The sequence below is a fragment of the Rhizobium sp. BK289 genome (assembly GCF_014193575.1).
In the GTDB taxonomy this organism is placed as follows: domain Bacteria; phylum Pseudomonadota; class Alphaproteobacteria; order Rhizobiales; family Rhizobiaceae; genus Rhizobium; species Rhizobium tropici_C.
Map to the genome: position 1 here is coordinate 55,369 of NZ_JACHZO010000022.1, position 25,237 is coordinate 80,605.

Consider the following 25,237-nt stretch of genomic DNA (forward strand, 5'->3'; position numbering starts at 1 on the left):
TCGCCTACTGCTGTGCGGGTGCGGGCTGCTGCCCAGGCTCGGATTTCTGAATCTTGTCCTGAACTCTCTTAACGAGCGCCGGATCCTTCTGTGCTGCCGTGAGAATCGCGTTGTACTCGTCTACCGACATGCCCGGAGAGGTCTGGACGGCCTGTACCATCTGTTTGCTTGCCTCGGTCTGCAGCTGCTGCTTCGCGGTCGCGTCCGACGTTGCTCCGATCTTGGCCGAGTATTCCTGCCTGATCTTGTCCACCTGCAGATACGCGACTGCAAAAGCCTCGATCTTTTGATCGCTGACGGTGGCAGCTGTCCCGCTGCTATTGGGTTGTGCTTGGGTGGGCTGGTTCTCTTGTGTCGCCTGCTGCGCAAATGCGGGATTGGTGACAAATAGCAAGCCCAAGACCGTGGCAGTTGCCGATGCGGCAGAGATATAACGAGTGATCATCTTGATTCCTCTTCGATAGTGCGGGGGAACACCTCTTTAAGTGGCGTAGAGCGAAAGGCGGCATATCGCAGTGATTTAGCCGCTGGTTAGGGTTGAGGACCGATCCGGCGACAATGTGGCCGCCAAACGTTTTCTATGGGGCAATAGTAGGGCGATCTGCCGACCCGGAACGGCGGCGTTGTGGCTTCGCGATTTGAGAATATCGGAGCACAGCGGATGCGCACAATTCTCAAAATACCGGTTTCGATGGTTTGATAGCGATAAAATCGCGGTCGATATATCCGAGCTTCATATAGATGTGAGCTTCGTATGCCGCCACGATAAAGGCATCCCGCGCGATCTCCGGATTGGAATTACCCTCGACAGAGGCGCGACAGATGATCAACGCGTCCTGATAGGCCTGATCCTCCTCGACGGGCCAATCCGCCAACAGACAGTCGAGTGCTTCCGAACTGCTGTTGATCGCCCGCAACTCGCCGACGCACTGCAGCAGGATATTTACAGGTCTCTGCCATATTCCATACATCACCATAATCGACCTCTGGTGCTGAAACGGAATCGATGGTGTCTTTGTTCCTGCGGGGAGAGATACGGCAGTCAGCGGCCACCTATCAGGCGAAACGAACTATCCACGCAATGAGGAGTGTGTCGGTTAGCAGTGCAATCACCAGAAGGAGGCCTATGAGCTTTCGTCGCTCTACCGTCTCCTTGGATTCAATTTTGAAAGCCGCTTTGTAAGCGTTTCGATGTCTCGGTCACTTACCGGTCTAACAGAGTTTCGAGGGCGCGTCATATTGACCAGGCCGCATGTGACGAAAATGAAAAATAATAGCAGATAAGGGGCCATCTCAAACGCAGCCTTTTGCGGTTCAGCCATTTGCAATTTCTCGTTAGATAAACAGCTTTGTCGGTCCATCGCAATTGAGAGCCGCTTGAGCCTCCGGCGGTTCCGAATTGCCAGGCAATTTTGCGCCAGTTACACCTCCGCCTGCTTTTCAGACCTTGTTAACCGTATGGATAAGCATGGCTCTTTCACTATATTGAACTTAAAAGCGCAAATACTTCCGTTAGTCATTTCTTCGAAATATTCATGATATGCTGAAGCGCCGACCTCGCGGTCGCGCAAGCTGGCGGTACCGCAGATCCAATAGATAGATTAAGGGTGAGTATGCCGAGGCTATTGTCGCGGACAGCACCGCCTCGCCTTTCCGCAATCGGTCCGAAGTGATCATGCCGAACAATTTAAAGGCTGTTTGACTGGCATCAAGCGCAAAATAGCTCTCCCAGGACTGGAGAAAGACAACCTGTCGCCTATTTCCCATCGAAAATCACAACAACCGGGAAGGAAACTTGCAATGGCAAAGAACACGATCTGCCTGTGGTACGACAAGGACGCCGAAGCCGCTGCCCGCTTCTATGTCGAAACCTTTCCAGATAGTGCGATGGGCGCCGTCATCCGAGCTCCCGGCGACTATCCGGAAGGCAAGCAAGGCGATGTGCTGGTCGTTGAGTTTACGGTAGCGGGCATTCCCTGCGTTGGGCTGAACGGTGGTCCCGTATTCAAACATAATGAAGCCTTCTCCTTTCAGATCGCCACCGAAGATCAGGAAGAGACGGATCGCTACTGGAACGCCATTGTTAACAATGGCGGCCAGGAAAGCGAGTGTGGCTGGTGCAAGGATAGATGGGGTGTTTCCTGGCAGATCACACCGCGCATCCTGATGGAAGCACTCGCAGTTGGCGGCGATGAGGCAAAACGCGCCTTCGATGCGATGATGACCATGCGCAAGATCGACGTCGCTGCGATCGAGGCTGCCAGACGCGGCTGAGCCCGTTCGACGGCACGCGAACACCGACCGGCGTTCGGACTCGGCCGCACGGGGCCGACGGCCCGGCAAACCAGCCGGATATACTGACGAGGGCTGCATCTGCCGCCCCAGCCAGTGGCGCAGCCGCGCAGGAGAAAGGCGCGGCCTTCCGTGCGCGATCCATATCTGCTGAGCGGCACCACATCACCTGGGACACGGGCGAAATCGGCATCGCCGGCAGCACCACTTGGATGAAGCGTCGGGCGTGGCCTGAAGCATATGTGTCGCGAGAGCCGGGAGGGGAGACAACTCTTCGGCCCGTGTCAGCCCCTAAGGATGCGTTTTCTTGGTAATTGCGCCGCACTGAAGCTCGATCGCCTCGCCATTTATCGCGCTATCGGAGCGGAACGCCCGCTCCTCAAAAACGCTTTCTACCGATGCCTTCCAATTATGTCGGTGTCATCCTTTCGAATGGCGACCGGTACGGCGTGTTCAGCCAGATCACCGGCCATCCCATTGCACAAGCCGGATCGTCGATGATGTTCGATGGCGAAGTTTGACAGGTTCAACGAGCAGATGCTGGGCCAAGCTTCACTTTCGCCTTGCCCAGCGACGTTCCGGATGCTGAGGCTTGCTCCCCACGCGATATTCCCCTCGCCGTCATTTTGCGCGATGTCTTCTCGGCTGGAGAGCCTCATAGAGGCATTAGGCGCCGCCGGAAACTCACGCCTGCTCGGCTGGGAGATAACAAGCTTGCTCATGAAAACCCTGACAGCTGTCAGGGTTTTCATCCATTGCATATCGGGCGAAAAGCCGAGGCGAAAGTTCACACCTGCCGTGAACCGTTCGGAGACGAGCCTCGTTCCTCCTATTGAAATATTGATCCTACAGCCAAAACCCTGACAGCTGTCAGGGTTTTGATGAAGGACATGAACGGTCAGCGGCGGCCGGAAAGACGTGGAGCGTCAGCGCTTGCCATTTCGCTTCTCGACGTGAATAGTCCAAGCCTATGTCGCTCACCTCATGCGGTTCGATACTCAAGCTTGCTCCATGCCAGCCATCGATCCGGCGAAAGTGAAGCGCCGTACAAAACCGCTGTGGTTGGACAGGCGAAAGGGGAGGCTGTTTGAAGCTCGATCCACATTTTATAGCCGAAACTGACGGATGGCTTGTCACTCATCGCGCAGATTCGGCTCTCCCCGGCTATCTTATTATCAGCTCTAAAAACTTTGCCACCGATTTATCGGAATTGTCCGCGGGCACCTTGCAGGAGCTCGGCCCCTTGCTGGCACGAGTACAGACCAACCTGAGACAGCGGCTGAGTGCGCGACGTGTCTATATAAGCCGCTATGGGCACATTCCCGACTATACGATCCACTTCCATGTGATCCCGATCTACGATTGGGTCGAGGAGCTCTTCTGGCAAGATCCCCGCTATCGGGTGCTGGAAAGTCTTACAGAAGGGCAGGGGAACTCGGAAACGGATGGCGCGGAGCTAACCCTCTATGTATGGCGTGAATTCTGCGAACGCGCCGACCCGCCGCCCGCCACAGGACGGACTGTCGCCGAGGCTATCCGGCTTCTGCGCAAGTCGATGAATTCCAGCCCTTCGTTGTGAACCCCGGCCGCCAATTTTGATCGACTGATCTCGAATAGATATCGCGCCCTCTGAATTTGAGAGTTCGAACGACGGTTGATGTTGAGACAGCAAAGCTCGGTGCAAGGGTTGGAGCATTGAGTCATGGGCGGATGGCCCCAGACTGCCGAGCCGGCCGAAGTCTCGACGCCGGACCTTTCCGTAACCGCCGTGGGCCGATATCAGCACGGCCCCTCCCGGTTCTCACGACAAAAGAACTAGAAACAAAGGTTTCAATACCGCGGATGCAACAGAAATGTCGAAAAGCCCTGTAGCTCACTCACTGATGGCTAAGATCTAGGCTGGCACTTCAGCAAGGTGCGGCGGAACGCACTTCGACCACCATATTTACTCACAATTTACCCATATGGTAGCGAATTTCGCATCCATATAACATAATGTTTTTGCTAGACATTTCTTTGTATATGGAACAGAAGAAAACACTTTCTTCCGTTAGCTATATACGCGTTCGGGACTAGAAGTGATATGGACTTTCTAAGCTGAAAAGTCGTCCTAGCATGATGTCAGCCTTGACGTGATCTGACCTGCTTCGACAAATATGCCTCCCAAAGGTATCTGCTTTTTTCCGCTATAAAAGGCATATTTGCGTTCTTGCACAAAGAACGTATCGGCTTGCCTGGGCAAACCAACTATTGGGGGCGCGACAAAGTGCACGTTCTTTCCGTCGCGCCTGGATGTGGCAGTTTCTTGTAGGGCTTTATCGCGATCGCCGCGGCCGGAACAACGCCGCCACGGCAATAACCGTCGCAATGACGCCGCCCGTCGCGCAGAGCCAGAACGCGAGACGAACACCGCTCGCCAGATCGCCGGACGATACCTCGCCATCTGCGAGACCGGCATGCGCATTGGCAAAACCAACGAGGACGGCAAGGCCAACGGCGTTTCCTATGTTCATCGTGGTTGACGCCATCCCTGATGCGACACCCTGTTCGCGATCCGGCACTCCGGAACCCGCAATAATCCACATTGCCGTCCACACGACGCCCTGACCAATTCCCGAAACGAGCAGACCGGGAACGATGGCTGTGTAGCTGCTCTCAGGCCATGCCCCGGCAATCATGATAGCCGTGCCCGCCGCCCCCACCAGCATTCCCGCGATCAATGTCGATCGCGCCGAAATGCGTGAGGCATAACGCTCGCCGATTTGAGTACCGGCGGCAATCGCAAGCGAGGGAACCAGAAAGGCAAGGCCCGTCTCCGAGGCTGTGAAATGGTGAATATCCTGAAACAGCACTGTCAGAAAATAAGGCAGGGCTCCAAACGTACCCATGTAGAGGAAGGTGATAGCCATGCTCGTCACAAGCATACGATTGCCAAACAGCCTGAGAGGCATCAATGGATCGCGACTTTGCGATTCGATGATCATGAATGCCAGCAGCAGAAGCGCCGAAAGAGCGAAAGTGCAGAGAATCGGTGCGGCATTCCACCCGAACACCGGTCCCTGCACGAGCGCAAATACCAGCAGCGTGGCGCCTCCGGTAACCGTCAGCGCTCCCGGCAAGTCGAAGGAGCGGCCATGAGACACGTGAGGATCTCGCGGGATAACGAAGAAGGCTGCGACGATTGCAATCAAGGCGAGGAAGACATTGACGAAAAACACCGACGGCCAGCCAAAAGCGCTCGTTAGAAAACCGCCGGCAAGCGATCCGATCGTAAGACCGCTGGCACCGGCCCCTCCCCAGACTGCCAGAGCCCGGTTGCGCGCCGCTCCCTCTGAAAACAGCCGGTTGACGAGGGAGAGCGTGGCAGGAAAGAGAAAAGCGCCGCCGATCCCCTGGACGGCTCGCGCTGCGATGATGACTGCAGGCTCCCAGGCCAATCCCCCCACCAACGAGGACGCCGCATAGAGCCCGAGGGCCGTGATGAACAATCGCCGTTGGCCGATAAGATCCGCCGCACGCCCGCCGAATAGCAGAAAGCCGCCGCAAAAGACCGTGTAGGCACTGACGACCCACTGCAGCGTCTGACCTGAGAAGCTGAGGCCCTCGCCGATTTTCGGCAGGGCCACGAAGACGATGTTGATATCGAGCGAGATGATCAACTGTGCGAATGCGAGGAGCGCGAGCGCAGCCGCCCGGTTGAAATTCGCCGCGCCGGTTCCGACTGATGGTCTTTCTGCAATGTGATCCATTTATCCTCTCCGTCAATTCTTTGTCGATCAACAAATAATGTGAGGCTTGCATAGCCGAGTCAAGATGATTATTTGTTGAACGACAAAGATTGAGGCTCGGTATGGCAGGAAGACCGCGGGAATTCGATCGTGATGAGGCGCTGGCCAAAGCCCGTGACCTCTTCTGGGAGCGAGGTTACGAAGGCGTCTCGATGTCCGACCTCGTCGATGCCATGGGCATCGCTTCGGCACGCATCTACGCTGCTTTCGAATCGAAAGAGGCCCTGTTCCAAGAAGCAGTTACGCTGTACGCCTCCGGGGAGGGTGGATTCGCCACGCGTGCCTTGGCCGAGGAGCCGAATGTCTTCGATGCCTTCAAGCGGCTTCTGCGCGATGCGGTCTCGCTCTACACCCGTCCAAATCAGCCGCATGGCTGCATGATCGTGATGGCGGCCACCAACTATACGATCCATAACCAGGCCGTTCGAAGACGGCTCGGCACATACCGCCGGGACCGCGCTGCATCCCTACATGAGCGTCTGAAGAAGGCGTCGGAGAACGGCGAGCTGAAACCCGACGCGGACCCGCGCGCCCTGGCGGAATTCTACGCCGCCTTTCTCCACGGCTTATCGGTGCAAGCGGCCGACGGGGTGCCAAGAGACGTCCTGCTGTCTACATTGTCTCACGCGCTGATGCCGTTGAAGAGCGCCATATCCGTGAAGGCTGACAATGTCTGAAACGATTGCCGCCGGCGTGCCACATTCTCGACAGTGAGAACTTCAATCAACGGGGAGCGAATTCATGTCAGCCTCGCTGCCCTTGCGGAACTGGCTCGGTGGAGCACCGATAATACGCTTGAAGGCACGGCTGAACGATGCCTCTGCGTCGTAGCCCAACCTCTGCGCGACCACGGACACACGCATTCCATTGCGCAGCCATTGAAGAGCTTGGTACATGCGCACCCTGGCCACGTAGCGCGCCGGCGTTTCACCCACGACTTTCAGGAAGCGCTCGGCGAAACCCGACCGAGAGATGCCCATCAGGTTCGCAAGTGCTGCCAAGCTCCAGTCACGATCCGGTTCGAGGTGAATCGCAGCCAGTACGCGGCCGATTTCGGGGTTGCGCACCGCGGCAATCCAGCCGGTTGTATCGCCGCAGCCATGTTCGACCCACGTCCTGATCAGCGTCGCGGTCAACACATCCGCGAGCCTGGCCAGTATCCCTCCCGCGCCGACCCGATCCATTTGCACTTCACGCGTCATGGCATCGAGCAAATGCGGGATCGCCGGCTCGTTCTTCGCCAGATCGCTGGTGAGCATCGTGTCAGGCATCAACCGCAGCAACGGATGAAGATTGTCGATATTGAAGCGCATCGCCGCGGTCAAAGCCACCGTTCCCCCACAGGCATCGGGGCACTGGAGATCGAAGACGTCCTGGCAGACTTCCTTGCGGTCAAATTGCTCGAAAGGCACCGGCGGAATGCCTGGTTCGCTTGCAATCACATGCGCATTGCCACGCGGCAGAAGTGCAGCATCGCCGGGTCCCAACTGGAGCCAATCGCCTGACGGCGCCTGAAGCCATGCGGAACCGGACGAAATGAAATGCAATCTCGCCGACAGCTGCGGCGCAAAATAGGTCGCCCATGGCTCCGAAAGCCGGCAGCGCCCATATTCAACGCCGTCGAGCCGCAAGCCTCTCAGCATCTCGCTCAGAGCATCATGAGTCTCGCCAATACTGTCTTTGGACGAATAGTCAAGCATCTCGGATTTCCTAGCATGGAAAGTACAGAATGTCACGACTACCTTTTGCCAGATGGCATCGACAGCACGCCAAGATATCTTAAAATAGGACTGCACCCCATGGCAGAGAGCGATTTCAAGCCCAAACCGTCCCTTCACAACCAGCCGACGGCAGAGACATCCCAAAGACCAAGATGGGATGCCGTCGTCGCCCTGGCGCTCGGCGTCTTCGGTCTCGTTACGGCGGAATTTCTGCCGGCCAGCCTGCTCACTCCAATATCTTCCGATCTAGGTCTCTCTGCCGGGGAGACCGGCCAAACGGTGACTGCAACGGCTGTCGTCGCCGCATTTGCAGGCCCGGGTATCGTCATAGCCACCCGAAGTTTCGACCGCCGCCGTGTGCTCTTTAGCCTTACTGCTCTTCTGATCCTTTCCTGCGTCCTGGCAGCAACCGCCAACAATTTGATTTTGCTTCTCCTATCGCGAGTTCTGCTTGGAGTCGGGCTTGGCGGCTTCTGGGCAATGGCCGGTGCGCTTGCAATGCGGCTGGTCCCAATCGAACATCTCCCCCGAGCAATGGCGATGATCTTTACCGGCGTCTCCCTCGCCACCGTCACGGCGGCACCGATCGGCTCCTATGTGGGATCAACCCTTGGATGGAGAGCGTCCTTCGTCCTCGCAGGAGCTGTCGGCGTGCTTGCATTGATTGCCCAGGCTATCACCGTGCCATCGTTACCACCGGCAGGTCACGCAGGCTTGTCGACGCTCGGCGCCGTTCTGACGCGGCCCAAGATCCGGGTGGGTCTGATCACGACACTTCTCGTCGTTGCAGGCCATTTTGCCGGCTTCACTTATATCCGCCCCTATCTGGAAGGTATCGCCCACCTCAACGTCGAGATGGTGTCGCTGGTGCTTCTCGCTTACGGCGTCAGTGGTTTCTTCGGCAATATTGTCGGTGGCATGATTGCGGAGCGCAGCTCTGCTATTGGCACCGTCTTCTCGTCGAGCCTGATCGCCGTTGCCGCCGCTATCTTCGTGACCGTGGGTGCGTCCGAGCTCGCCGCGATTGTCGGAGTCGCCATTTGGGGTTTCGCCTTCGGCGCATTTCCCGTCTCCATCCAGAGCTACATCACGCGTGCCGCGCCGGACGAAGCTGAAAGCGCAGGAGCATTGCTCCTAACTGCTTTCCAGGTCGCTATTTCCAGCGGCGCGGTCCTGGGCGGCATACTGATCGACTTGCAGGGACCGCTTGGTGTCATGTCGTTCCTTGGAGCCGCATGCCTTGCGGGAACTGTGTTGATGGCAGCGCGGGGCGGCAAGCAGACCTCCCTTGTTCAAAGCTGACGAGCGAGACCGCAGGTCTGCCTCGATAATCGATGGCGACTTTCGGGCCGCGGACAGGCAGCGATCGTAAACACCCTCGGTTGCCCAGCGGAAAATCAACTGGCAAGATCACGAAAGAGAAGGGGAGGGAACAATGTCATCCCTCTCGCAAAAGGCAGAGATATGCGATCTTCGCTCGTATCGACTCTCAATCCGGCGCTCCCTTCCCATGGGCATCACCGGAGCATTACAAATTTGTAAGCATGCTATTCATTTTCAGTTAAGGCGAATTGGGGCATCAAAGTCAGGCGTTATCGCGCAGCATCAACCCCCAATGCTTACGAGGACCGATATGAAAAACCTGCTTCTTGCTTCCGCCATAGCCCTGGCATCCGTCGTTGCCGTTAGTGCTCCGTCCCAGGCGGCTCCGTTCCACCGCCATCATCATCGTGACTGCTTCGTCAAGACCGTGAAGCACAAGGTTCATGGTCATTGGGTTATTCGCAAGGAACGCGTCTGCCGTTAAGTCCGCATTTGTGATCGAACATCTTCGATCGCATCCCTCGGCCACAGCTCAATACTCCGGCTGTGGCCCTATTGTTTGTGGGAAAGACAAGCGGTCAATCTGTCGTCGCGCCAACCCCGTCCTGGCCCGCAGCAAACAGAGCATATCCAGAAGCGATGAGTTCATGAGGCTTTTCCCGTCACATAGTCGCCATGGCCGTTTGCTCTGAGCAAAGCGATAATTGCCGGCCCGACAGAGAACTCGCCGCGCTTCGCCTTCATCGTGAGGTCCCGCAGGTAGGCACCGGCGGAATTGATGTGTCCCGACCGCTCAAGAATGCAGGCGACCGTTGTTGCGGCATTCTCAGCTCCCATCGTTTCGCAGGCTTCCTGATAGGCCGAAGGGCTGACGCCCAGCATCGATCGAACCACGACTGCGGCAGACATCAGCTCCCGCCAATTGCCGATGGCCCCATTCGGCCCGTAGGCAGTAATTTCCGGGCAAGCTTTCAGCACCAAACCCAATGGGAACGTTCGCATCGTCTCGCTGTGCAGCCGGCTTTTCCTCTCGGGCATCGCTCCCAGCTCTTTTCGAGAGCTTGGTTCAAGTTCATAAATGGATTCGGGATTCGAACTCTGTATGTGACGCTCAATATGAGCATCATTGGTGCTATTTTTTGTAGCTTTTTGCTGGTTTTCCAGAAGGTTGACGATCTCGTTTCGCAGAAGCTCCATCTCTTCGAGGATGCCGGCAACCTCTGACATCGTGGGAGAGCGCGGAATGTGCCCGACGAGGCGGGTATAAACATCTTCGATCATTGCCCAGTTGCCCGCGACACCTTCCTCGATCGCGGCCGTAATGAGCTTTCGCACATCGCGCCGGCAGATCGTCAGGCTTTCCTTGGCACGTCGGAATGCGAGGCGATCTGCTGCCACCTTCTGCGCCATGCCTGCAAGTTCCTCTGCCCGCAGCAGAAGCGGCGAGATGTCGAAGCCGAAAGCGTTCTCGATTTCACCCGTCCTGTCCTTCCTGGCATAGCGCTTGCCATTGGCGCTGTCCTTGCGAACGATCAGTCCAGCCTCGACGAGAAGCGCGAGATGCCTGCGAAGCGTAGCCCCGGCAATGCCGTGGGCGCGCAAGGTCAGCTGCGCATTGGAAGGGAAGACGATAAGCTGCGCATCCTGGCGCAGCTCGTTATCGGGATAAAAACTCAGCAATGCATCGAGCACCGCCAGGCTACGATCCTGCAATCCCAGCAGCTCTCTGGCCTCGGACGCATCCCGAAAGACCTTCCACTTGTCAGCCGTCTTGCCAGGCGCGATTTCAGCCGTAGCGACCTGCCGCAGCACCAGGGCAAGCGACATCGGCCGCCGCCCAAAGGGCGTCGTTACACTTCCATTCTGCATTTCCCTCACCCTCGTAAGGCAAAAGAAATCCGCTCACCAAAAAAACGGTGCCAAAAACTCTTGACTGGGATTCGTGGAAATGCGATTCTTCAGTTGCTACATTGAAGAGAAGGCTTCCACGACGGCAACGTTTGGGGGCCTTTTTTCTTTTGCTAGACTTCCTTTCCGATCTGAAAAAACCCTGACAGGTGTCAGGGGTTACGACTTTTTCCGGCGAGTGAAGCGCTCGACCAGGTCGGGCAACTCCTCCTCGATAAACTTTATGAATTCTGTTCCCAGCTTACCCTCGCCGGAGATCCGCATCTCACGCGGCGATATCACGCACGCTCCCAGCCTCGTTCCCGACGCATCGGAAATCGGCACCTGGGTGTTGCGAGAACCGGCGCGGGGCTTGATCGCATTCAACGCCAGCTGGAATCTTTCGTCCGAGGTTTCCTTTGTCTCATTTGCATCGGACAGGGCGGCGCGAACCACCTGCAGCGCATCCGGCTGTGCGGAAACGGCCTTGACCAGTTCCAGCCAACGTGGACGGCCGACTTTCGGCGCTCTGCCGATCGCTTCGATCACATCGGCCGGAATTGCCCGATAGACGCTGCGCATCCGCGCCAGCTCGGCATCCTCGATCGAGAGTGCCGCATAGATGTGCCGCGCCTTGATGCCGGCATCGTCCATGCGCGAGGCGAACAACGCGCGCTCGATCCATGTCAGATCCTGCCTGTTGGCATTCTCGATGCCCTGCGCGAGAACGAGATCGAGATCCGAAATCTCGACTTCTATGGCCCGGACGCTACGGCCGAGCTCTAGAGCAGCTCGCCATCTGCGATGACCATAGACCACCTGATATCGGTCGGCCGAAGACGGATGTCTCCGGACCTGGATCGGAACCTTCTGGCCTTCCTCCTCGATCGAGCGCTTGAATGTCTCGAAATCATGCGGATTGTCGTCCGGCAGACGATCCGGATAGGGGGATGGATCGATGATGTGAGGATCCAGATCCTGGATCCAGCCTTCACCGGATTCGACGATGGCCCGCAACCGGTCACGTTCCGCGCGAATGTCGCCAATGGCACGATGCGCGGCCCCGATGACGCCTGCGCCGACACGACCGGGCTGTGCTGCGGGGGCAGGGGCAGGCGAAGGCTGTTCAATAGCAGCGTCGCTACCTTCCAACTCGGCAGAAAGAAGACCGAAACTTGCGACGATCGATTTCCTTGGGCTCTTGCTCATCCACGCCCCCAACTTGCGTTGATGAGTTGAACGATCGCCTCGTTGACCGCATCCACGGCTTCCCGCGCGCGCTTCTGCGTATCGCGACCGATCTGGCCCATCTCGAGTTCGTAAACGGAGCGTTTGGCAAGACCGGCAGCCTCGACGGCAGTGCTTTCGATCGCCGTCGGCAACAGGACATCGGAACCGAACAGATGGCGCAGCATTGCAACCACCTGCGACTGCGGCGCGTCGTTTGGATCGTGGCGCGTGACCAGATAGCGAATGAAGTCCTGGTCGAGCTGGGCGCCGCTTTCATTGAGCACGTTGATCAGATCGCCCATCATCAGCAGGAATTGGCTCATCGACGCGACATCCAGCATGGCCGGATGCACGGTGATGATCATGCTTGTCGCCGCGTAGATCGCGCTCAGCGTCAGGAAGCCGAGCGAAGGAGGCGTATCCAGGATGACGATATCGTAATCTGCTTCGACTTCGGCAAGCGCAAGCTTGAGCCGCTCGAAAAAGATGGCGCCGGCACCCGATTTCTGCGCCAGAACACGAGGGGTCTCATGTTCATATTCCATGACCTCCAGATTGCCCGGAATGAGGTCGATGCCATCGAAATAGGTCTTGCGGATGATCTCGCGGATCGACCGTCTTTCGGACTGGTCATATCTCAAGGCTGCATAGATGGTTTCGTTTGCACCGACATCGACTTCCGGCTGCGCTCCGAACATGGCCGAAAGCGACGCTTGCGGATCGAGGTCGAGCGCAAGGACGCGATAGCCGTGAAGCGCAAGATAATGCGCGAGATGAACGCTGGTGGTCGTCTTGGCGCTGCCGCCCTTGAAATTGGCGATCGCCAACACTTGAAGATGTTCGCCCGGGCGGCGGCGCGGCAGGAACCGCAGGGCATCGGACGGCTTCTGCTTTGCAAACAATTCACGCAATTCATTGATCTGTGCGAGTGTGTAGACCCGATGGTTGTTCTCCAACCGGCTCGGCGAAGGCCCCCGTCCCTCGCTCGACATCAGTTTCAGGGTCGAATCCGGGATCGATGTCAGCTTGGACACTTCATTGGTCAGGAACTGCCGGAGTATTTTTTCGGACTTCGGCGGATACATCCGGGTTCTGAGCTGCTGCAACTGGCCCGACAGCAGGTTTGCATGGCGCGCAATTTTGCCGCCTGCATCTTCCTTGGAAGGAGCTATTGTCTCCATGCGCTCTGCTATCGCCATTTGTCCCTCTTGGCGGCTCAATGCCGGTTTGCCGACCTATGCCCGACAAAAGGTAGAACACGATTCTGTCAGACCGTCCAGAGATTAAGGCGTAATGGCTGATCAGCGTATGACGAAATCATGTCAGGCTGAAGATATTTAGCTATTTGATTCCATTATATTTATTTCGTCGCATCGTAACAGTTGCCCGATACGTTTACTCACACTTTTGGTAGCAAAACGCGAGATATAACTGAATTGGCAACGCTCTCGATATCGGTGCGGACGGCACGGCTGGAGCGAATCACTGCCCTCGGCGGGCAATGTCGTTCAGGCTGTAAGGCGCTTGGCGCCATGGGCAAGAGCCAGTGCCTCGAGCTCTTCATGAAGTGATTCCGCAAAACTGCGCAGCACCGTCAGCTCGAAATCATCCGCACCGGTGCGCGTGAGCTGGATGGAGATGTGACCAAAGAGCGTCATCGCCGTGCTTCCCACAGGAAAGGCTGATGGATGCAGATCGACCGCCGTGCCTTTGTTGAGCACTCGAGTGGCATTGAGGCCCGAGACGCGGATACGGATACGGCCATGGCTCTGGTCGCAGATGAAGGCGCGGCCCGCAAGCGCTCCGGTCAATGCCCGCAGGTGAATATCGGAAAGCCGATCATTGCCGGTGATGAACCATTGCCGGTACCCGGCCGGGCGCACGGAGCTTTCCTTGAGGCCGGCCGCCAGAAGATGCGCCTCGATCTCCTCTCTCGTCGTCGTGCCCATCACATGCAGGAGGTGCCTCTCGGGCAGGGCTTCCAGCCGGATGGTGTCGCCACCCACAGTGGCCTTGCCGGCCAGAACCGGTCTATATATGGGCAAATCAGGCATGGAGCTTCTCGTTCTGAGGGTCGACGAAGACGGGGCTGCAGATCACCGCGTTCGTGTATTCATCTCTAAGGCCGTTCCAGACGGTGATCTTCTCGCCGATGCGCTCCGGTCCGTTCTTGACCAGGGCCAACCCGATCGTATGACCGAGGGTCGGTGAAAAGGCGCTTGACGTGACATAGCCCTGGTCGTTTTCGAGCGCCGCCGCCGCGCCATCCGCAAGGATATGAGCGCCGGTGCGGAAACTCGTGGCCGCATCCAGCGGCTTGATGCCGACGAGGCGCGGACGATCGGCGGCCTGAAGCCCCTCGCGGGCAAGCATCGCCTTGCCGATGAAATCGGGCTTCGTCGTCGAGACCATTCGGGCAAAGCCGAGATCGCCTGGCGTCACCGTGCCGTTGATCTCGGCATGGGTGACATGGCCTTTCTCGATGCGCAGGACGCCGAGTGCTTCGGCGCCATAGGGGCAGATCTCATGTTTCTGGCCCGCCTGCATGATGGCATCGGCGACGGACTCGCCAAAGGCCGCCGGCACCCCAAGTTCGTAGGCAAGCTCGCCGGAAAAGGATATGCGGAAAAGCCGGCCCTCGAGCTTGCCCCCGAATAGCGAAACCGTGCGTGCGCTCATGAAGGGGAAGGCGGCATCGGAGATGTCCTCGTCGACGATCTCGGAAAGGATCGCCCGCGATTTCGGGCCTGCTACCGCCATCTGCGCCCATTGGTCGGTCGAGGAGGCAAAATAGACCTCGAGCTCGGGCCAGAGCGTCTGGGCGCAGAATTCCAGATGCGTCAGCACGCCAGCGGCAAGCGCCGTCGTCGTAGTCATGAAGAAATGATCGTCGCTCAATCGGCTGGTGGTGCCGTCGTCATAGATCATGCCGTCTTCGCGCAGCATGATGCCGTAGCGTGCCTTGCCGACGGGCAGCTTGGCAAAGCCGTTGCAGTAGATGCGGTCGAGGAAGGTCGCCGCGTCCCTGCCGAAGATCTCGATCTTGCCGAGCGTCGACACATCGCAGATGCCGGCATTCCTGCGGATGTTCAGCACTTCGCGATCCACACTTTCGCGCCAGGTTTTTTCACCCTCGCGCGGAAACCAGGAGGAGCGATACCAAAGGCCGGTCTCCACGAAGATCGCGCCATTCTTCTTTGCCCACTGGTGTAAAGGGGATTTGCGCGCGGGTTGGAAGTGCTTGCCGCGCGAGGCGCCCGTCAGCGCCCCGAAAGAGACCGGCGTATAGAAGGGACGAAACGTCGTGGTGCTGACTTCGGCCGGGGAGACACCGCGGGCCTCGGCGAGGATGCCAATGGCATTGATATTGGAGAGCTTGCCCTGATCGGTCGCCATGCCATTGGTCGTATAGCGCTTGGCAAGCTCGACATCGCCATAGCCTTCGCGAACGGCAAGGCCGAGATCCTTGAGGTGCACGTCGTTCTGATAGTCGACGAAAGCCTTGCCCTTGCCGCCGTTGACGAACCAGAGTGGCTTGGCAGCCGGCAATGTCTCCTCCGTTGACGCAAAGGCGGGGGCGATCTCTCCGAAGCCGATTGCCTCCAGTGCCTCGGCAGCTTTGATTGCTCCGTCGCCAAGGCAGCTATCGGTGGAGGCAAGGCCAGCCGCGGAGCCGGCAATCAGCAGGCCATCCTGTCTTTCCGGCGCGAGGAAGGCCGCATGCTTTTCCGACCAGACCGGCTTGGCACCGCGATGGCAGGCGAGATGGATGATCGGGCTCCAGCCGCCGGACATGGCGAGGGCATCGGCATCGATCTCCTGTATGCCCGAGCCGCTCGCAATCTTGACCCGGCGGACGCGCTTGGTGCCCACCGCATCGATGATGCAAGCGCCGGTCAGCACCCGCGCCCTGCCGTTCCAATGTTCGCCATCGGCGCGCGTATCGACGATGGCGGCCACGCCGACGCCTGCGGCCTCGAGGTCGGCGGCGGTGCGGTAGCCGGAACTGTTTGTCGTGAAGACCACGGTGCTTTTGCCGGGAGCGATGGCCTGCCGGTTCAGATAGCTGCGCATGGCGCCTGATATCATCACGCCTGGAATGTCATTGCCGCCGAAGACAAGCGGCCGCTCCTCGGCACCGGTCGCAAGGATCGCCTGCTTGGCGATGATACGCCAAAGGCGTTCGACCGGCTGGTGTGGATCGGGTGCCGCCACATGCTTCTGCACGCGTTCGACCGCGCCGAAGACATTGTCGTCATACCAGCCGATAACCGTCGTGCGCGGCAGGCATTGCACATTCGGCAGGCCGTCGAGTTCGTCCAACATATCCTTGAGGGACGAGCTGCGTTCTGAGAGCAAACTGCCGCCGAGAGCAAAGCCTTCGTCAGCGAGAATGACGCGCGCGCCGGCGCGCCCCGCCGTCAGCGCCGCAGCAAGGCCCGCAGGCCCGGCGCCGATCACGAGCAGATCGCAATGTGCCCAGCTTTTCTCATAGGAATCGGGATCGACCTCATAAGAGGCCTTGCCGAGACCGGCGGCCTTGCGGATCAGCGGTTCATAGACCTTCTCCCAGAAGGCGGCCGGCCACATGAAGGTCTTGTAGTAGAAGCCGGCGCTGAGGAAAGGTGACAGCAGGCGGTTGACAGCGCCGACATCGAAGGCGAGCGAGGGCCAGCGGTTCTGGCTGCGCGCGATCAGCCCGTCATGAAGCTCGATCATCGTGGCACGGGTGTTGGCTTCCGTGCGACCGCCGATACCGGTCGTGACAAGTGCATTGGGTTCGGCGGTACCCGCCGTCAGAATGCCACGCGGTCGGTGATATTTGAAGCTGCGGCCAACGAGCTGGATGCCGTTGGCGAGCAGGGCGGAGGCGAGCGTGTCGCCGGGATGACCCGTCAAATTCCGGCCGTCGAAACGGAAGGCAACGGTTTTGGAGCGGTCTATCAAGCCGCCGGAGGAGAGGCGATAGCTGCTCATGCGCCGCCTCCAAGCTTGGCAAGCGCCGCGTCGCTGACGCCATGAACCTTGTGGGTAACTGTGTCACGTTCGACGATCAGCCAGCGGCGGCAGCCGGAGGAATGGTGCCAATATTCATTGTGCCGCCCCTTGGGGTTGTCGCGCAGATAGACGTAGTCGTACCAGTCTTCCGCACCGGCATCTGGAGCAGGGCGGCGGAGGCTTGCATCGCCCTTGATGGTGAATTCTTCCTTGGGACGTGTGCCGCAGTGAGGGCAGGAAATCAGGCTTGCCATCGTGTCATGTCCTCAATGCAGGTTCGGTTGGGCGCCGACGCCCTTCTCATCGATCTGATAGCCGCGCCGAAAGCGATCGAGGCGCAGCTGCGTCGCCGTCTCATGCGGCTCGTTGCGGGCGATCAGATGGGCGTAGCAGTAGCCCGACGCCGGCGTGGCCTTGAAGCCGCCGTAACACCAGCCGGCGTTCAGATAGAGATTGTCGATATGGGTCCGGTCGATGATCGGGGAGCCGTCCATGCTCATGTCCATGACGCCACCCCATGTGCGCAGATAGCGCACGCGCGTCAGTGCCGGGATCATCGCAACGCCGGCTTCAGCGACATGTTCGACAGTCGCGAGGTTGCCACGCTGGGCGTAGGAATTGTAGCCGTCGATATCGCCGCCGAAGACGAGACCGCCTTTGTCGGATTGCGAGACATAGAAATGTCCGGCGCCGAAGGTGACGACGCAATCGATGAACGGCTTCAGGCCTTCGGAGACGAAAGCCTGCAGCACATGGCTTTCGATCGGCAGGCGCAGCCCCGCCATGTCGGCGACGACGGTAGAATTGCCGGCGGCCGCCAGCGCCAGCTTGCCGCAGCCGATGAAGCCCTTCGTGGTCTCGACGCCAAGGACCCGGCCACTGTCGGAACGAATACCGGTCACTTCGCAGCCGGTGATGATGTCGACGCCACGGCTGTCGGCGCCGCGGGCATAGCCCCAGGCGACTGCGTCATGGCGCACGGTGCCGCCGCGCTGCTGCAATAGGCCGCCCATGATCGGGAAGCGCGCGTTTTCGAAATCCAGGAAGGGCAGCTTTTTGCGAACGGCTTCGCGATCGAGCAGCTCGGCATCGACGCCGTGCAGGCGCATGGCATTGCCGCGCCGGGTATAGGCGTCGCGCTGTGCATCCGAATGAAAGAGATTGAGCACGCCACGCTGCGAGACCATGGCGTTGAAATTGAAATCCTGCTCAAGCCCCTCCCAGAGCTTCATCGAGAGCTCGTAAAAGGGATTGTTGCCGGGCAACAGGTAGTTCGAGCGGATGATCGTGGTGTTGCGGCCGATATTGCCCGAGCCGAGATAGCCCTTTTCCAGCACCGCGACGTTGGTGATGCCGAAGGTCTTGGCGAGATAATAGGCGGTTGCCAGCCCATGACCGCCGCCACCGACGATGATGACGTCATAATGCGGTTTCGGTTGCGGCTCGCGCCAGGCGGGCGCCCAGCCTGTGTTGCCGCGAAGACCGTTGAGGAAAACAGAGAAAGCCGAATAGCGCATAGTTCGATCCGCTTTAAATTGCATCCATGATGACAGAGTGAAAAATGCAGACTTGCCTGATTGGGACCTTTTTCAGTAGAAAAGGGACATGGCTCCAATCGATGCACGAAATAGCCAATCCATCGGCTTCATCCTGATTCCGGGATTCGCACTGATGTCCTATGCTTCGGCGAGCGAGCCGCTGCGGGCGGCCAATCTTCTGGCCGGGCGCGAAATCTATCGACTGTCGATCTTTTCGCCGGACGGCACCCCGGCGGTATCCTCTGGCGGTGTACCGGTGCCGGCCGAGCCTCTCCCGGGTCGCGGATCCGGCCTCGGCACGGTCTTCGTCTGCGCCGGCGGATCGCCGCGCGATTGGCACTATCCCACGGTTTTCGCCTGCCTTCGCCAGCTCGCACGCGAGGGCGTGCGCATCGGTGGCATCTCCGGCGGTCCCTATCTGCTTGCCGCCGCCGGGCTTCTGGCCGAGCGCGATTTCACCATTCATTGGGAGCATGCGCCCGCCTTGCTCGAAGCCTTTCCAACACTGTCGCCGCGCCAGGCGCGCTTCGTGATCGACGGCAATCGCATCACCTGCGGCGGCGGCATCGCGCCGCTCGACATGATGCATGTTTTGATATCAGAGCGCATGGGGGCCGATTTCGCCCGGCGTGTCAGCGACTGGTATCTGCACACCGAAGTCGGCGAGCCTGCGGCGCCGCAGCGCGGGTCGCTCGCCGAACGCTATGACGTTCACCATCCAGGTTTGCTGAGCGTGCTCGAAAAAATGGAAGAGACGATCGAGATGCCGCTCGACCGCAAGGCCATGGCGCGGATTGCCGGTGTCACGCCGCGTCATCTCGACCGGCTGTTTGCCGCTCATCTCGGCTCGACATTCCTCGATCAATATCGGCGGATACGCCTGCAGCATGCCCGGCGGCTTCTGGAGCAAAGTCCGCTTTCGATTTCCGAAATCGCCATCGCCACCGGCTTTTCCAGCGGCGCACATTTCTCCAGAGCCTATCGCTCGCTTTATGGCATGGCTCCCGGCGAAACCCGCCACGGCTGATTTTCGTCGTAGTTGAGAAAATTTCACTGGGAGGATAGAGTTCTTCCCAGCAAGCCCTGCCGGCAAAAAGGATACGGAATGAAAACCAAGGCAGACAGTGTATCGGCCGACGACCAATCCCATGCTGGACGGTCGGCCTTCTCCCAAAATCCGCATGCGGTGCGCGAGCCGAAGGAAAACAATCTCGAAATGGCGATCGGCCACGAGGTTCGCGCCTATCGCAAGAAGCTCGGCATCACGGTGACGGATCTCGCCGCCGCGACGGGGATCTCGCTCGGCATGCTGTCGAAGATCGAGAACGGCAATATCTCGCCGTCGCTGACGACGCTGCAATCGCTGTCGCGCGCGCTCGGCGTACCCTTGACCGCATTCTTCCGTCGCTATGAAGAGCCGCGCAATGCCGTTTTCGTCAAGGCCGGCCAGGGCGTCGAGCTGGAGCGCCGTGGCACGCGCGCAGGCCATCAGTATAATCTCCTCGGCCATATCGACAACAATTCGAGCGGCGTTATCGTCGAGCCTTATCTCATCACCCTGACGGCGGATTCGGACGTCTTCCCGACGTTCCAGCACGAGGGCATGGAGTTCCTTTATATGCTCGAGGGTGAGGTCATGTACCGCCACGGCGATCAGCTCTACCCCATGCAGCCGGGCGACAGCCTCTTCTTCGATGCGGATGCGCCGCATGGCCCGGAGGTGCTGGTGAAACTGCCGGCCAAATACCTGTCGATCATCAGCTATCCACAAAGAGGCAAGACCGACTGACTTGCCTTAAAAGAAAAATTTATTCTTTTGAGTTGAAAAACCGCATTGGACCTGATAGCCATTTTTGCAGATGCGAAAACGGAGGGTTTGGGCATGTGCGGAATTGTCGGTCTTTTCTTGAAGGATAAGGCGCTGGAGCCGAAACTCGGCGCGCTTTTGTCTTCCATGCTGATCACGATGACCGATCGCGGACCCGATAGCGCGGGCATCGCGATCTACGGCAACGATAATGGCAACACTGCGAAGATAACCGTTCAGTCGGCCGATCCGGAAAAGGATTTCGACGGGCTGGAATATGAACTCCGGCGCGCGCTCGACGTCCCGGTATCCGTCGTGGTCAAGAGCACGCATGCGGTCATCACCCTTGCCAAGGACAAGCTTGACGAGGGGAGGGCGGCCCTAGCGGCATCACGTCCGAATATCCGCGTCATGAGCAGCGGCGATACCGTCGAGATCTATAAGGAGGTCGGCCTGCCGAAGGACGTGGTCTCCCGCTTTGGCGTCACCGCCATGTCCGGCACGCACGGCATCGGCCATACGCGCATGGCGACGGAATCGGCCGTGACCACGCTCGGCGCCCATCCCTTCTCCACCGGCTCGGACCAATGCCTGGTTCACAACGGTTCGCTCTCGAACCACAACAACCTGCGCCGCGAGCTGAAGCGCGAGGGCATGGTCTTCGAAACGGAAAACGATACAGAGGTGGCCGCTGCCTATCTGACGGCCGAGATGGCGAAAGGCAAGGATCTCGGGGCGGCGCTCGAAAGCGCTGTCGACGATCTTGACGGCTTCTTCACCTTCGTCGTCGGCACCAAGTCGGGTTTCGGCGTCGTTCGCGATCCCATCGCCTGTAAGCCGGCCGTCATGGCCGAGACTGACCAGTATGTCGCCTTCGGCTCAGAATATCGCGCGCTCGTCAATCTCCCGGGCATCGAGGATGCCCGGATCTGGGAGCCGGAGCCGGCGACCGTTTATTTCTGGGATCACGAAAAGGCTGCCTGATCAGAAGCGCCGCAATCGAGAGAGATCTTACATGCCAGTTTTCGACCTGTCCGTCACGCCGCTGCGCGAACTCAACAGTGCCCTTCATGGCCTTGCCCCGGGCGCCAACGATCTAGCCTTTGAAGTCGTCAACCCGCGCGGCCATCATGCAGTGGCCGCCGGCATAGACGCGCCCGTCACCGTCGATATCAAGGGCTCCGTCGGCTATTACTGCGCCGGCATGAACGATGGCGGCAATGTCACCATCCACGGTTCGGCTGGTCCGGGCGTTGCGGAAAACATGATGTCCGGCACCGTTGTCATCGAAGGCGATGCCAGCCAGTATGCCGGGGCGACCGGGCAGGGTGGCCTGCTTGTCATCAAGGGCAATGCCGCCTCGCGTTGCGGCATATCGATGAAGGGCATCGACATCGTCGTCTACGGCAATATCGGCCATATGTCCGCCTTCATGGGGCAGTCCGGCCATCTCGTCGTGCTCGGTGACGCCGGCGATGCGCTGGGCGACAGCCTCTATGAGGCCAAGCTCTTCGTCCGTGGTTCGGTGAAAAGCCTCGGCTCCGATTGCATCGAAAAGGAGATGCGCCCGGAACACCTGCAAAAGCTCTCCGAGCTTCTGGAAAAGGCCGGCGTGCGCGGCGTCAGGCCGGAGGAATTCAAGCGCTATGGATCGGCGCGCAAGCTCTATAATTTCAATATCGACAATGCCGACGCGTACTAAGGCGAAGGGGACCTCATGAGCTACCACAATCCGCACACGCCGCCGCGCAAGTCCGCGACTTTCGACGATCATACGCTGGCGGAAATCCGCCGTGCGGCGGCGACGGGCATTTACGACATTCGCGGCGCCGGCACGAAGCGCAAGGTGCCGCATTTCGACGACCTATTGTTTCTCGGCGCGTCGATATCGCGCTATCCGCTCGAAGGTTATCGCGAGAAGTGCGATACGACCGTCGTCCTCGGCAGTCGTTTCGCCAAAAAGCCGATCACGCTGAAGACCCCCATTACCATTGCCGGCATGAGCTTCGGCGCGCTTTCCGGCAACGCCAAGGAAGCCCTTGGCCGCGGTGCCACACTTGCCGGTACGTCGACGACGACCGGCGACGGCGGCATGACGGACGAGGAGCGCGGCCATTCGCAGACGCTGGTCTATCAGTATCTCCCCTCGCGCTACGGCATGAACCCTAGGGATCTTCGCCGCGCCGACGCAATCGAAGTCGTTGTGGGCCAAGGCGCCAAGCCCGGCGGCGGCGGCATGCTGCTCGGCCAGAAGATCTCCGATCGTGTCGCCAACATGCGCAATCTGCCGAAGGGCATCGATCAGCGTTCGGCCTGCCGCCATCCGGATTGGACCGGTCCGGACGATCTCGAAATCAAGATCATGGAATTGCGCGAGATTACCGATTGGGAAAAGCCGATCTATGTGAAGGTCGGCGGCGCACGCCCTTATTACGATACCGCTCTTGCCGTGAAGGCCGGTGCCGATGTCGTGGTGCTTGACGGCATGCAGGGCGGCACGGCCGCGACCCAGGACGTCTTCATCGAGAATGTCGGCATGCCGACGCTCGCCTGTATTCGCCCCGCCGTGCAGGCGTTGCAGGATCTCGGCATGCATCGCAAGGTGCAGCTGATCATCTCCGGCGGCATTCGCTCCGGAGCCGATGTGGCCAAGGCCTTGGCGCTGGGTGCGGATGCAGTTGCCATCGGTACGGCGGCGTTGGTCGCGATCGGCGACAACGATCCCAAATGGGAAGAAGAATATCAGAAGCTCGGTACGACGGCCGGCGCCTATGACGACTGGCACGAGGGCAAGGACCCGGCTGGTATCACGACGCAGGACCCGGAGCTCGCAAGCCGGCTCGATCCGATTGCTGCGGGCCGGCGCCTTGCCAACTATCTCAAGGTGATGACGCTGGAAGCGCAGACGATCGCGCGCGCCTGCGGCAAAAATCACCTGCACAATCTGGAGCCGGAGGATCTCTGTGCGCTGACGATGGAAGCCGCCGCCATGGCGCAGATTCCGCTCGCCGGCACCAACTGGTACCCGGGCAAGGGAGGCTTTTAAGATACCGGCCGGGCCTGAGAGGTCCGGCCGCCGCATGCATCATCGAAGTGTCTCGAAGAAATCCAAAGGGGAACGAGAATGACACTGGATCTTGCTGCCTTTGCAAAGGACAAAGGCATCAAATATTTCATGATCAGTTATACGGATCTTTTTTCCGGCCAGCGCGCCAAGCTGGTGCCGGCGCAGGCGATCGCCGGTATGCAGGAGGAGGGCGCCGGCTTTGCCGGTTTTGCCACCTGGCTCGACATGACGCCCGCCCATCCTGATCTTTTTGCCGTACCCGATGCCTCCTCCGTCATCCAACTCCCATGGAAGAAGGATGTTGCCTGGGTCGCGGCCGATTGCATGATGGAGGGCGAACTGGTCGCCCAGGCGCCACGCAACGTCTTGAAGAAGCTCGTGAAAGAAGCGGAAGCCGCGGGCAAGCGCGTCAAGACCGGCGTCGAGGCCGAATTCTTCCTGATCACGGCCGATGGCTCCAAGATTTCCGACGAATACGACACGGCGGAAAAGCCCTGCTATGACCAGCAGGCCGTCATGCGCCGCTATGACGTCATCTCCGAGATCTGCGACTATATGCTGGAGCTCGGCTGGGGCGCCTATCAGAACGACCACGAGGATGCCAACGGCCAGTTCGAGATGAACTGGGAATTCGACGATGCCCTGAAGACGGCGGACAAGCACTCCTTCTTCAAGTTCATGGTCAAGTCGATTGCCGAAAAGCATGGCCTCAGGGCGACATTCATGCCGAAGCCTTTCAAGGGGCTCACGGGCAATGGTTGCCATTGCCATATTTCCGTATGGAGCAATGATGGCAGGACCAATGTCTTTGCCGACAGGGAAGCCGAATTTGGCCTGTCGGCCGAGGGCAAGCATTTCCTTGGCGGCATCATGAAACATGCCTCGTCGCTGGCGGCGATCACCAATCCGACGGTCAATTCCTACAAGCGCATCAATGCGCCGCGCACGACATCGGGTGCCACCTGGTCTCCCAATACCGTGACATGGACCGGCAACAACCGCACCCATATGGTGCGCGTGCCCGGTCCCGGCCGCTTCGAGTTGCGCCTGCCCGATGGTGCCGTCAATCCCTACCTGCTGCAGGCGGTCATCATCGCCGCCGGCCTCGACGGCCTGCGCAGCAAGGCCGATCCCGGGCCGCATCACGATATCGACATGTATGCGGAGGGTCATCTCGTGAAGGATGCGCCGCGCCTGCCGCTCAATCTGCTCGATGCGCTGCGTGCCTATGACGAGGATGAGGGGCTGAAGCAGGCGATCGGTTCGGAATTCTCCGACGCCTATCTGAAACTCAAGCATCAGGAATGGAACGCCTACTGCTCGCATTTCACGCAGTGGGAACGCGACAGCACGCTCGATATCTGAGTGCAGAGTGAAAAGATGCCCTTAAGGGATCAGGTGCCGGGGTACGATCCCCCGGCACGACGGCGGAATTTTGGCCGCAGACGGCGGAGGAAGATCAGCATGACGAGCTATGTATTGACAGTGACGTGCCAATCGACGCGTGGGATCGTTGCGGCGATCTCGAACTATCTGGCCGAGCAGGGCTGCAACATCGTCGATTCCAGCCAGTTCGACGATCTCGA

Annotated in this window: 24 protein-coding genes; 12 read left to right on the forward strand and 12 right to left on the reverse strand. The window is 59.1% G+C overall.

The genetic code is table 11. The features are described from left to right. Window positions 1–4: 4 nt before the first annotated feature. A complete protein-coding gene (locus tag FHT84_RS29245; RefSeq protein ID WP_112340214.1) occupies window positions 5–445 on the reverse strand; it encodes a DUF4168 domain-containing protein in 441 nt (146 codons plus the stop codon). A 229-nt stretch (window positions 446–674) separates the two neighbouring features. Continuing rightward, entirely contained in the window at window positions 675–977 is a 303-nt protein-coding gene (locus FHT84_RS29250; protein WP_112340213.1) for a DUF982 domain-containing protein, read from the reverse strand. Window positions 978–1,800: 823 nt separating this feature from the next. Here FHT84_RS29250 and FHT84_RS29255 point away from each other — a divergent pair. From FHT84_RS29255 to FHT84_RS29260, 3 genes are all read left to right on the forward strand, one after another. After that, window positions 1,801–2,274, forward strand: a complete 474-nt coding sequence (locus FHT84_RS29255; RefSeq protein WP_112340212.1) for a VOC family protein — start codon at window positions 1,801–1,803, stop codon at window positions 2,272–2,274. Between the two features lie 416 nt (window positions 2,275–2,690). Beyond that, window positions 2,691–2,813 (forward strand): hypothetical protein, encoded by a 123-nt coding sequence (locus FHT84_RS31715; protein WP_281023928.1) that lies wholly within the window; start codon window positions 2,691–2,693, stop codon window positions 2,811–2,813. 566 nt (window positions 2,814–3,379) lie between these two features. Next, on the forward strand, window positions 3,380–3,871 hold the full coding sequence (locus tag FHT84_RS29260; RefSeq protein ID WP_112340210.1) for an HIT family protein: 492 nt from the start codon (window positions 3,380–3,382) through the stop codon (window positions 3,869–3,871). 736 nt (window positions 3,872–4,607) lie between these two features. On the opposite strand, the gene FHT84_RS29265 is transcribed toward FHT84_RS29260, so the two are convergent. Next, window positions 4,608–6,041, reverse strand: coding sequence for an MFS transporter (locus FHT84_RS29265; RefSeq protein WP_112340209.1), 1,434 nt, complete (start codon window positions 6,039–6,041; stop codon window positions 4,608–4,610). Window positions 6,042–6,142: 101 nt separating this feature from the next. Here FHT84_RS29265 and FHT84_RS29270 point away from each other — a divergent pair, with 101 nt between their 5' ends. Further along, a complete protein-coding gene (locus tag FHT84_RS29270; protein ID WP_112340208.1) occupies window positions 6,143–6,757 on the forward strand; it encodes a TetR/AcrR family transcriptional regulator in 615 nt (204 codons plus the stop codon). Between the two features lie 42 nt (window positions 6,758–6,799). Here the strand turns inward: FHT84_RS29270 and FHT84_RS29275 are convergent, their stop codons facing one another. Beyond that, window positions 6,800–7,780, reverse strand: coding sequence for an AraC family transcriptional regulator (locus FHT84_RS29275; RefSeq protein WP_112340207.1), 981 nt, complete (start codon window positions 7,778–7,780; stop codon window positions 6,800–6,802). Window positions 7,781–7,879: 99 nt separating this feature from the next. On the opposite strand from FHT84_RS29275, the gene FHT84_RS29280 reads away from it, so the two are divergent. Next, a complete protein-coding gene (locus FHT84_RS29280; RefSeq protein WP_181592274.1) occupies window positions 7,880–9,103 on the forward strand; it encodes an MFS transporter in 1,224 nt (407 codons plus the stop codon). A 283-nt stretch (window positions 9,104–9,386) separates the two neighbouring features. Here FHT84_RS29280 and FHT84_RS29285 read toward each other — a convergent pair whose 3' ends face one another. The 8 genes from FHT84_RS29285 to FHT84_RS29320 form a co-directional block, all read right to left on the reverse strand. Next, window positions 9,387–9,575 carry a hypothetical protein gene (locus FHT84_RS29285; RefSeq protein WP_169646212.1) on the reverse strand — a complete coding sequence of 63 codons (189 nt, stop codon included), beginning with the start codon at window positions 9,573–9,575 and terminating at the stop codon, window positions 9,387–9,389. Between the two features lie 194 nt (window positions 9,576–9,769). Beyond that, window positions 9,770–10,993, reverse strand: a complete 1,224-nt coding sequence (gene repC, locus FHT84_RS29290) for a plasmid replication protein RepC (RefSeq protein WP_112340205.1) — start codon at window positions 10,991–10,993, stop codon at window positions 9,770–9,772. Between the two features lie 198 nt (window positions 10,994–11,191). Beyond that, on the reverse strand, window positions 11,192–12,220 hold the full coding sequence (gene repB, locus FHT84_RS29295) for a plasmid partitioning protein RepB (RefSeq protein ID WP_112340204.1): 1,029 nt from the start codon (window positions 12,218–12,220) through the stop codon (window positions 11,192–11,194). Beyond that, window positions 12,217–13,440, reverse strand: a complete 1,224-nt coding sequence (gene repA / locus FHT84_RS29300) for a plasmid partitioning protein RepA (protein ID WP_112340203.1) — start codon at window positions 13,438–13,440, stop codon at window positions 12,217–12,219. Before repA ends, repB begins: the two co-directional genes overlap by 4 nt. Before the next feature lie 309 nt (window positions 13,441–13,749). Beyond that, window positions 13,750–14,295, reverse strand: coding sequence for a sarcosine oxidase subunit gamma family protein (locus FHT84_RS29305; RefSeq protein WP_112340202.1), 546 nt, complete (start codon window positions 14,293–14,295; stop codon window positions 13,750–13,752). Next, on the reverse strand, window positions 14,288–17,218 hold the full coding sequence (locus FHT84_RS29310) for a sarcosine oxidase subunit alpha family protein (RefSeq protein WP_112340201.1): 2,931 nt from the start codon (window positions 17,216–17,218) through the stop codon (window positions 14,288–14,290). The genes FHT84_RS29305 and FHT84_RS29310 overlap by 8 nt, the downstream gene beginning before the upstream one ends. Continuing rightward, window positions 17,215–17,493: a sarcosine oxidase subunit delta gene (locus tag FHT84_RS29315; RefSeq protein WP_112340200.1), complete on the reverse strand. Its 279-nt coding sequence runs from the start codon at window positions 17,491–17,493 to the stop codon at window positions 17,215–17,217. Before FHT84_RS29315 ends, FHT84_RS29310 begins: the two co-directional genes overlap by 4 nt. A gap of 12 nt (window positions 17,494–17,505) precedes the next feature. After that, on the reverse strand, window positions 17,506–18,756 hold the full coding sequence (locus FHT84_RS29320; protein WP_112340199.1) for a sarcosine oxidase subunit beta family protein: 1,251 nt from the start codon (window positions 18,754–18,756) through the stop codon (window positions 17,506–17,508). A gap of 88 nt (window positions 18,757–18,844) precedes the next feature. Between FHT84_RS29320 and FHT84_RS29325 the strand changes: the two genes are divergently transcribed. From FHT84_RS29325 to FHT84_RS29355, 7 genes are all read left to right on the forward strand, one after another. Beyond that, window positions 18,845–19,804, forward strand: coding sequence for a GlxA family transcriptional regulator (locus tag FHT84_RS29325; RefSeq protein ID WP_183765554.1), 960 nt, complete (start codon window positions 18,845–18,847; stop codon window positions 19,802–19,804). Window positions 19,805–19,882: 78 nt separating this feature from the next. Continuing rightward, window positions 19,883–20,566 carry a helix-turn-helix domain-containing protein gene (locus FHT84_RS29330; protein ID WP_112340197.1) on the forward strand — a complete coding sequence of 228 codons (684 nt, stop codon included), beginning with the start codon at window positions 19,883–19,885 and terminating at the stop codon, window positions 20,564–20,566. A 93-nt stretch (window positions 20,567–20,659) separates the two neighbouring features. Continuing rightward, a complete protein-coding gene (locus FHT84_RS29335) occupies window positions 20,660–21,568 on the forward strand; it encodes a glutamine amidotransferase family protein (protein ID WP_112340246.1) in 909 nt (302 codons plus the stop codon). A 31-nt stretch (window positions 21,569–21,599) separates the two neighbouring features. Beyond that, the gene (locus FHT84_RS29340; protein WP_112340196.1) at window positions 21,600–22,286 is read left to right on the forward strand and encodes a GXGXG domain-containing protein; all 687 of its coding nucleotides are present in this window, start codon (window positions 21,600–21,602) and stop codon (window positions 22,284–22,286) included. 15 nt (window positions 22,287–22,301) lie between these two features. Further along, window positions 22,302–23,630 carry an FMN-binding glutamate synthase family protein gene (locus FHT84_RS29345; protein ID WP_095438571.1) on the forward strand — a complete coding sequence of 443 codons (1,329 nt, stop codon included), beginning with the start codon at window positions 22,302–22,304 and terminating at the stop codon, window positions 23,628–23,630. Between the two features lie 78 nt (window positions 23,631–23,708). Continuing rightward, on the forward strand, window positions 23,709–25,016 hold the full coding sequence (glnT, locus tag FHT84_RS29350) for a type III glutamate--ammonia ligase (RefSeq protein WP_112340195.1): 1,308 nt from the start codon (window positions 23,709–23,711) through the stop codon (window positions 25,014–25,016). Between the two features lie 99 nt (window positions 25,017–25,115). Continuing rightward, window positions 25,116–25,237 (forward strand): ACT domain-containing protein (locus FHT84_RS29355; protein ID WP_281023929.1); only part of this gene is annotated, 122 nt, incomplete at its 3' end.

Excerpts from the sequence above, each read along its gene's own strand:
- FHT84_RS29245 (WP_112340214.1), bottom strand. The coding sequence starts at position 445 with ATGATCACTCGTTATATCTCTGCCGCATCGGCAACTGCCACGGTCTTG.
- FHT84_RS29250 (WP_112340213.1), bottom strand. The coding sequence starts at position 977 with ATGGTGATGTATGGAATATGGCAGAGACCTGTAAATATCCTGCTGCAG.
- FHT84_RS29255 (WP_112340212.1), top strand. The coding sequence starts at position 1,801 with ATGGCAAAGAACACGATCTGCCTGTGGTACGACAAGGACGCCGAAGCC.
- FHT84_RS31715 (WP_281023928.1), top strand. The coding sequence starts at position 2,691 with ATGCCTTCCAATTATGTCGGTGTCATCCTTTCGAATGGCGACCGGTAC.
- FHT84_RS29265 (WP_112340209.1), bottom strand. The coding sequence starts at position 6,041 with ATGGATCACATTGCAGAAAGACCATCAGTCGGAACCGGCGCGGCGAAT.
- FHT84_RS29270 (WP_112340208.1), top strand. The coding sequence starts at position 6,143 with ATGGCAGGAAGACCGCGGGAATTCGATCGTGATGAGGCGCTGGCCAAA.
- FHT84_RS29275 (WP_112340207.1), bottom strand. The coding sequence starts at position 7,780 with ATGCTTGACTATTCGTCCAAAGACAGTATTGGCGAGACTCATGATGCT.
- FHT84_RS29280 (WP_181592274.1), top strand. The coding sequence starts at position 7,880 with ATGGCAGAGAGCGATTTCAAGCCCAAACCGTCCCTTCACAACCAGCCG.
- FHT84_RS29285 (WP_169646212.1), bottom strand. The coding sequence starts at position 9,575 with ATGACCATGAACCTTGTGCTTCACGGTCTTGACGAAGCAGTCACGATG.
- repC (WP_112340205.1), bottom strand. The coding sequence starts at position 10,993 with ATGCAGAATGGAAGTGTAACGACGCCCTTTGGGCGGCGGCCGATGTCG.
- repB (WP_112340204.1), bottom strand. The coding sequence starts at position 12,220 with ATGAGCAAGAGCCCAAGGAAATCGATCGTCGCAAGTTTCGGTCTTCTT.
- repA (WP_112340203.1), bottom strand. The coding sequence starts at position 13,440 with ATGGCGATAGCAGAGCGCATGGAGACAATAGCTCCTTCCAAGGAAGAT.
- FHT84_RS29305 (WP_112340202.1), bottom strand. The coding sequence starts at position 14,295 with ATGCCTGATTTGCCCATATATAGACCGGTTCTGGCCGGCAAGGCCACT.
- FHT84_RS29310 (WP_112340201.1), bottom strand. The coding sequence starts at position 17,218 with ATGAGCAGCTATCGCCTCTCCTCCGGCGGCTTGATAGACCGCTCCAAA.
- FHT84_RS29315 (WP_112340200.1), bottom strand. The coding sequence starts at position 17,493 with ATGGCAAGCCTGATTTCCTGCCCTCACTGCGGCACACGTCCCAAGGAA.
- FHT84_RS29320 (WP_112340199.1), bottom strand. The coding sequence starts at position 18,756 with ATGCGCTATTCGGCTTTCTCTGTTTTCCTCAACGGTCTTCGCGGCAAC.
- FHT84_RS29325 (WP_183765554.1), top strand. The coding sequence starts at position 18,845 with ATGGCTCCAATCGATGCACGAAATAGCCAATCCATCGGCTTCATCCTG.
- FHT84_RS29330 (WP_112340197.1), top strand. The coding sequence starts at position 19,883 with ATGAAAACCAAGGCAGACAGTGTATCGGCCGACGACCAATCCCATGCT.
- FHT84_RS29335 (WP_112340246.1), top strand. The coding sequence starts at position 20,660 with ATGTGCGGAATTGTCGGTCTTTTCTTGAAGGATAAGGCGCTGGAGCCG.
- FHT84_RS29340 (WP_112340196.1), top strand. The coding sequence starts at position 21,600 with ATGCCAGTTTTCGACCTGTCCGTCACGCCGCTGCGCGAACTCAACAGT.
- FHT84_RS29345 (WP_095438571.1), top strand. The coding sequence starts at position 22,302 with ATGAGCTACCACAATCCGCACACGCCGCCGCGCAAGTCCGCGACTTTC.
- glnT (WP_112340195.1), top strand. The coding sequence starts at position 23,709 with ATGACACTGGATCTTGCTGCCTTTGCAAAGGACAAAGGCATCAAATAT.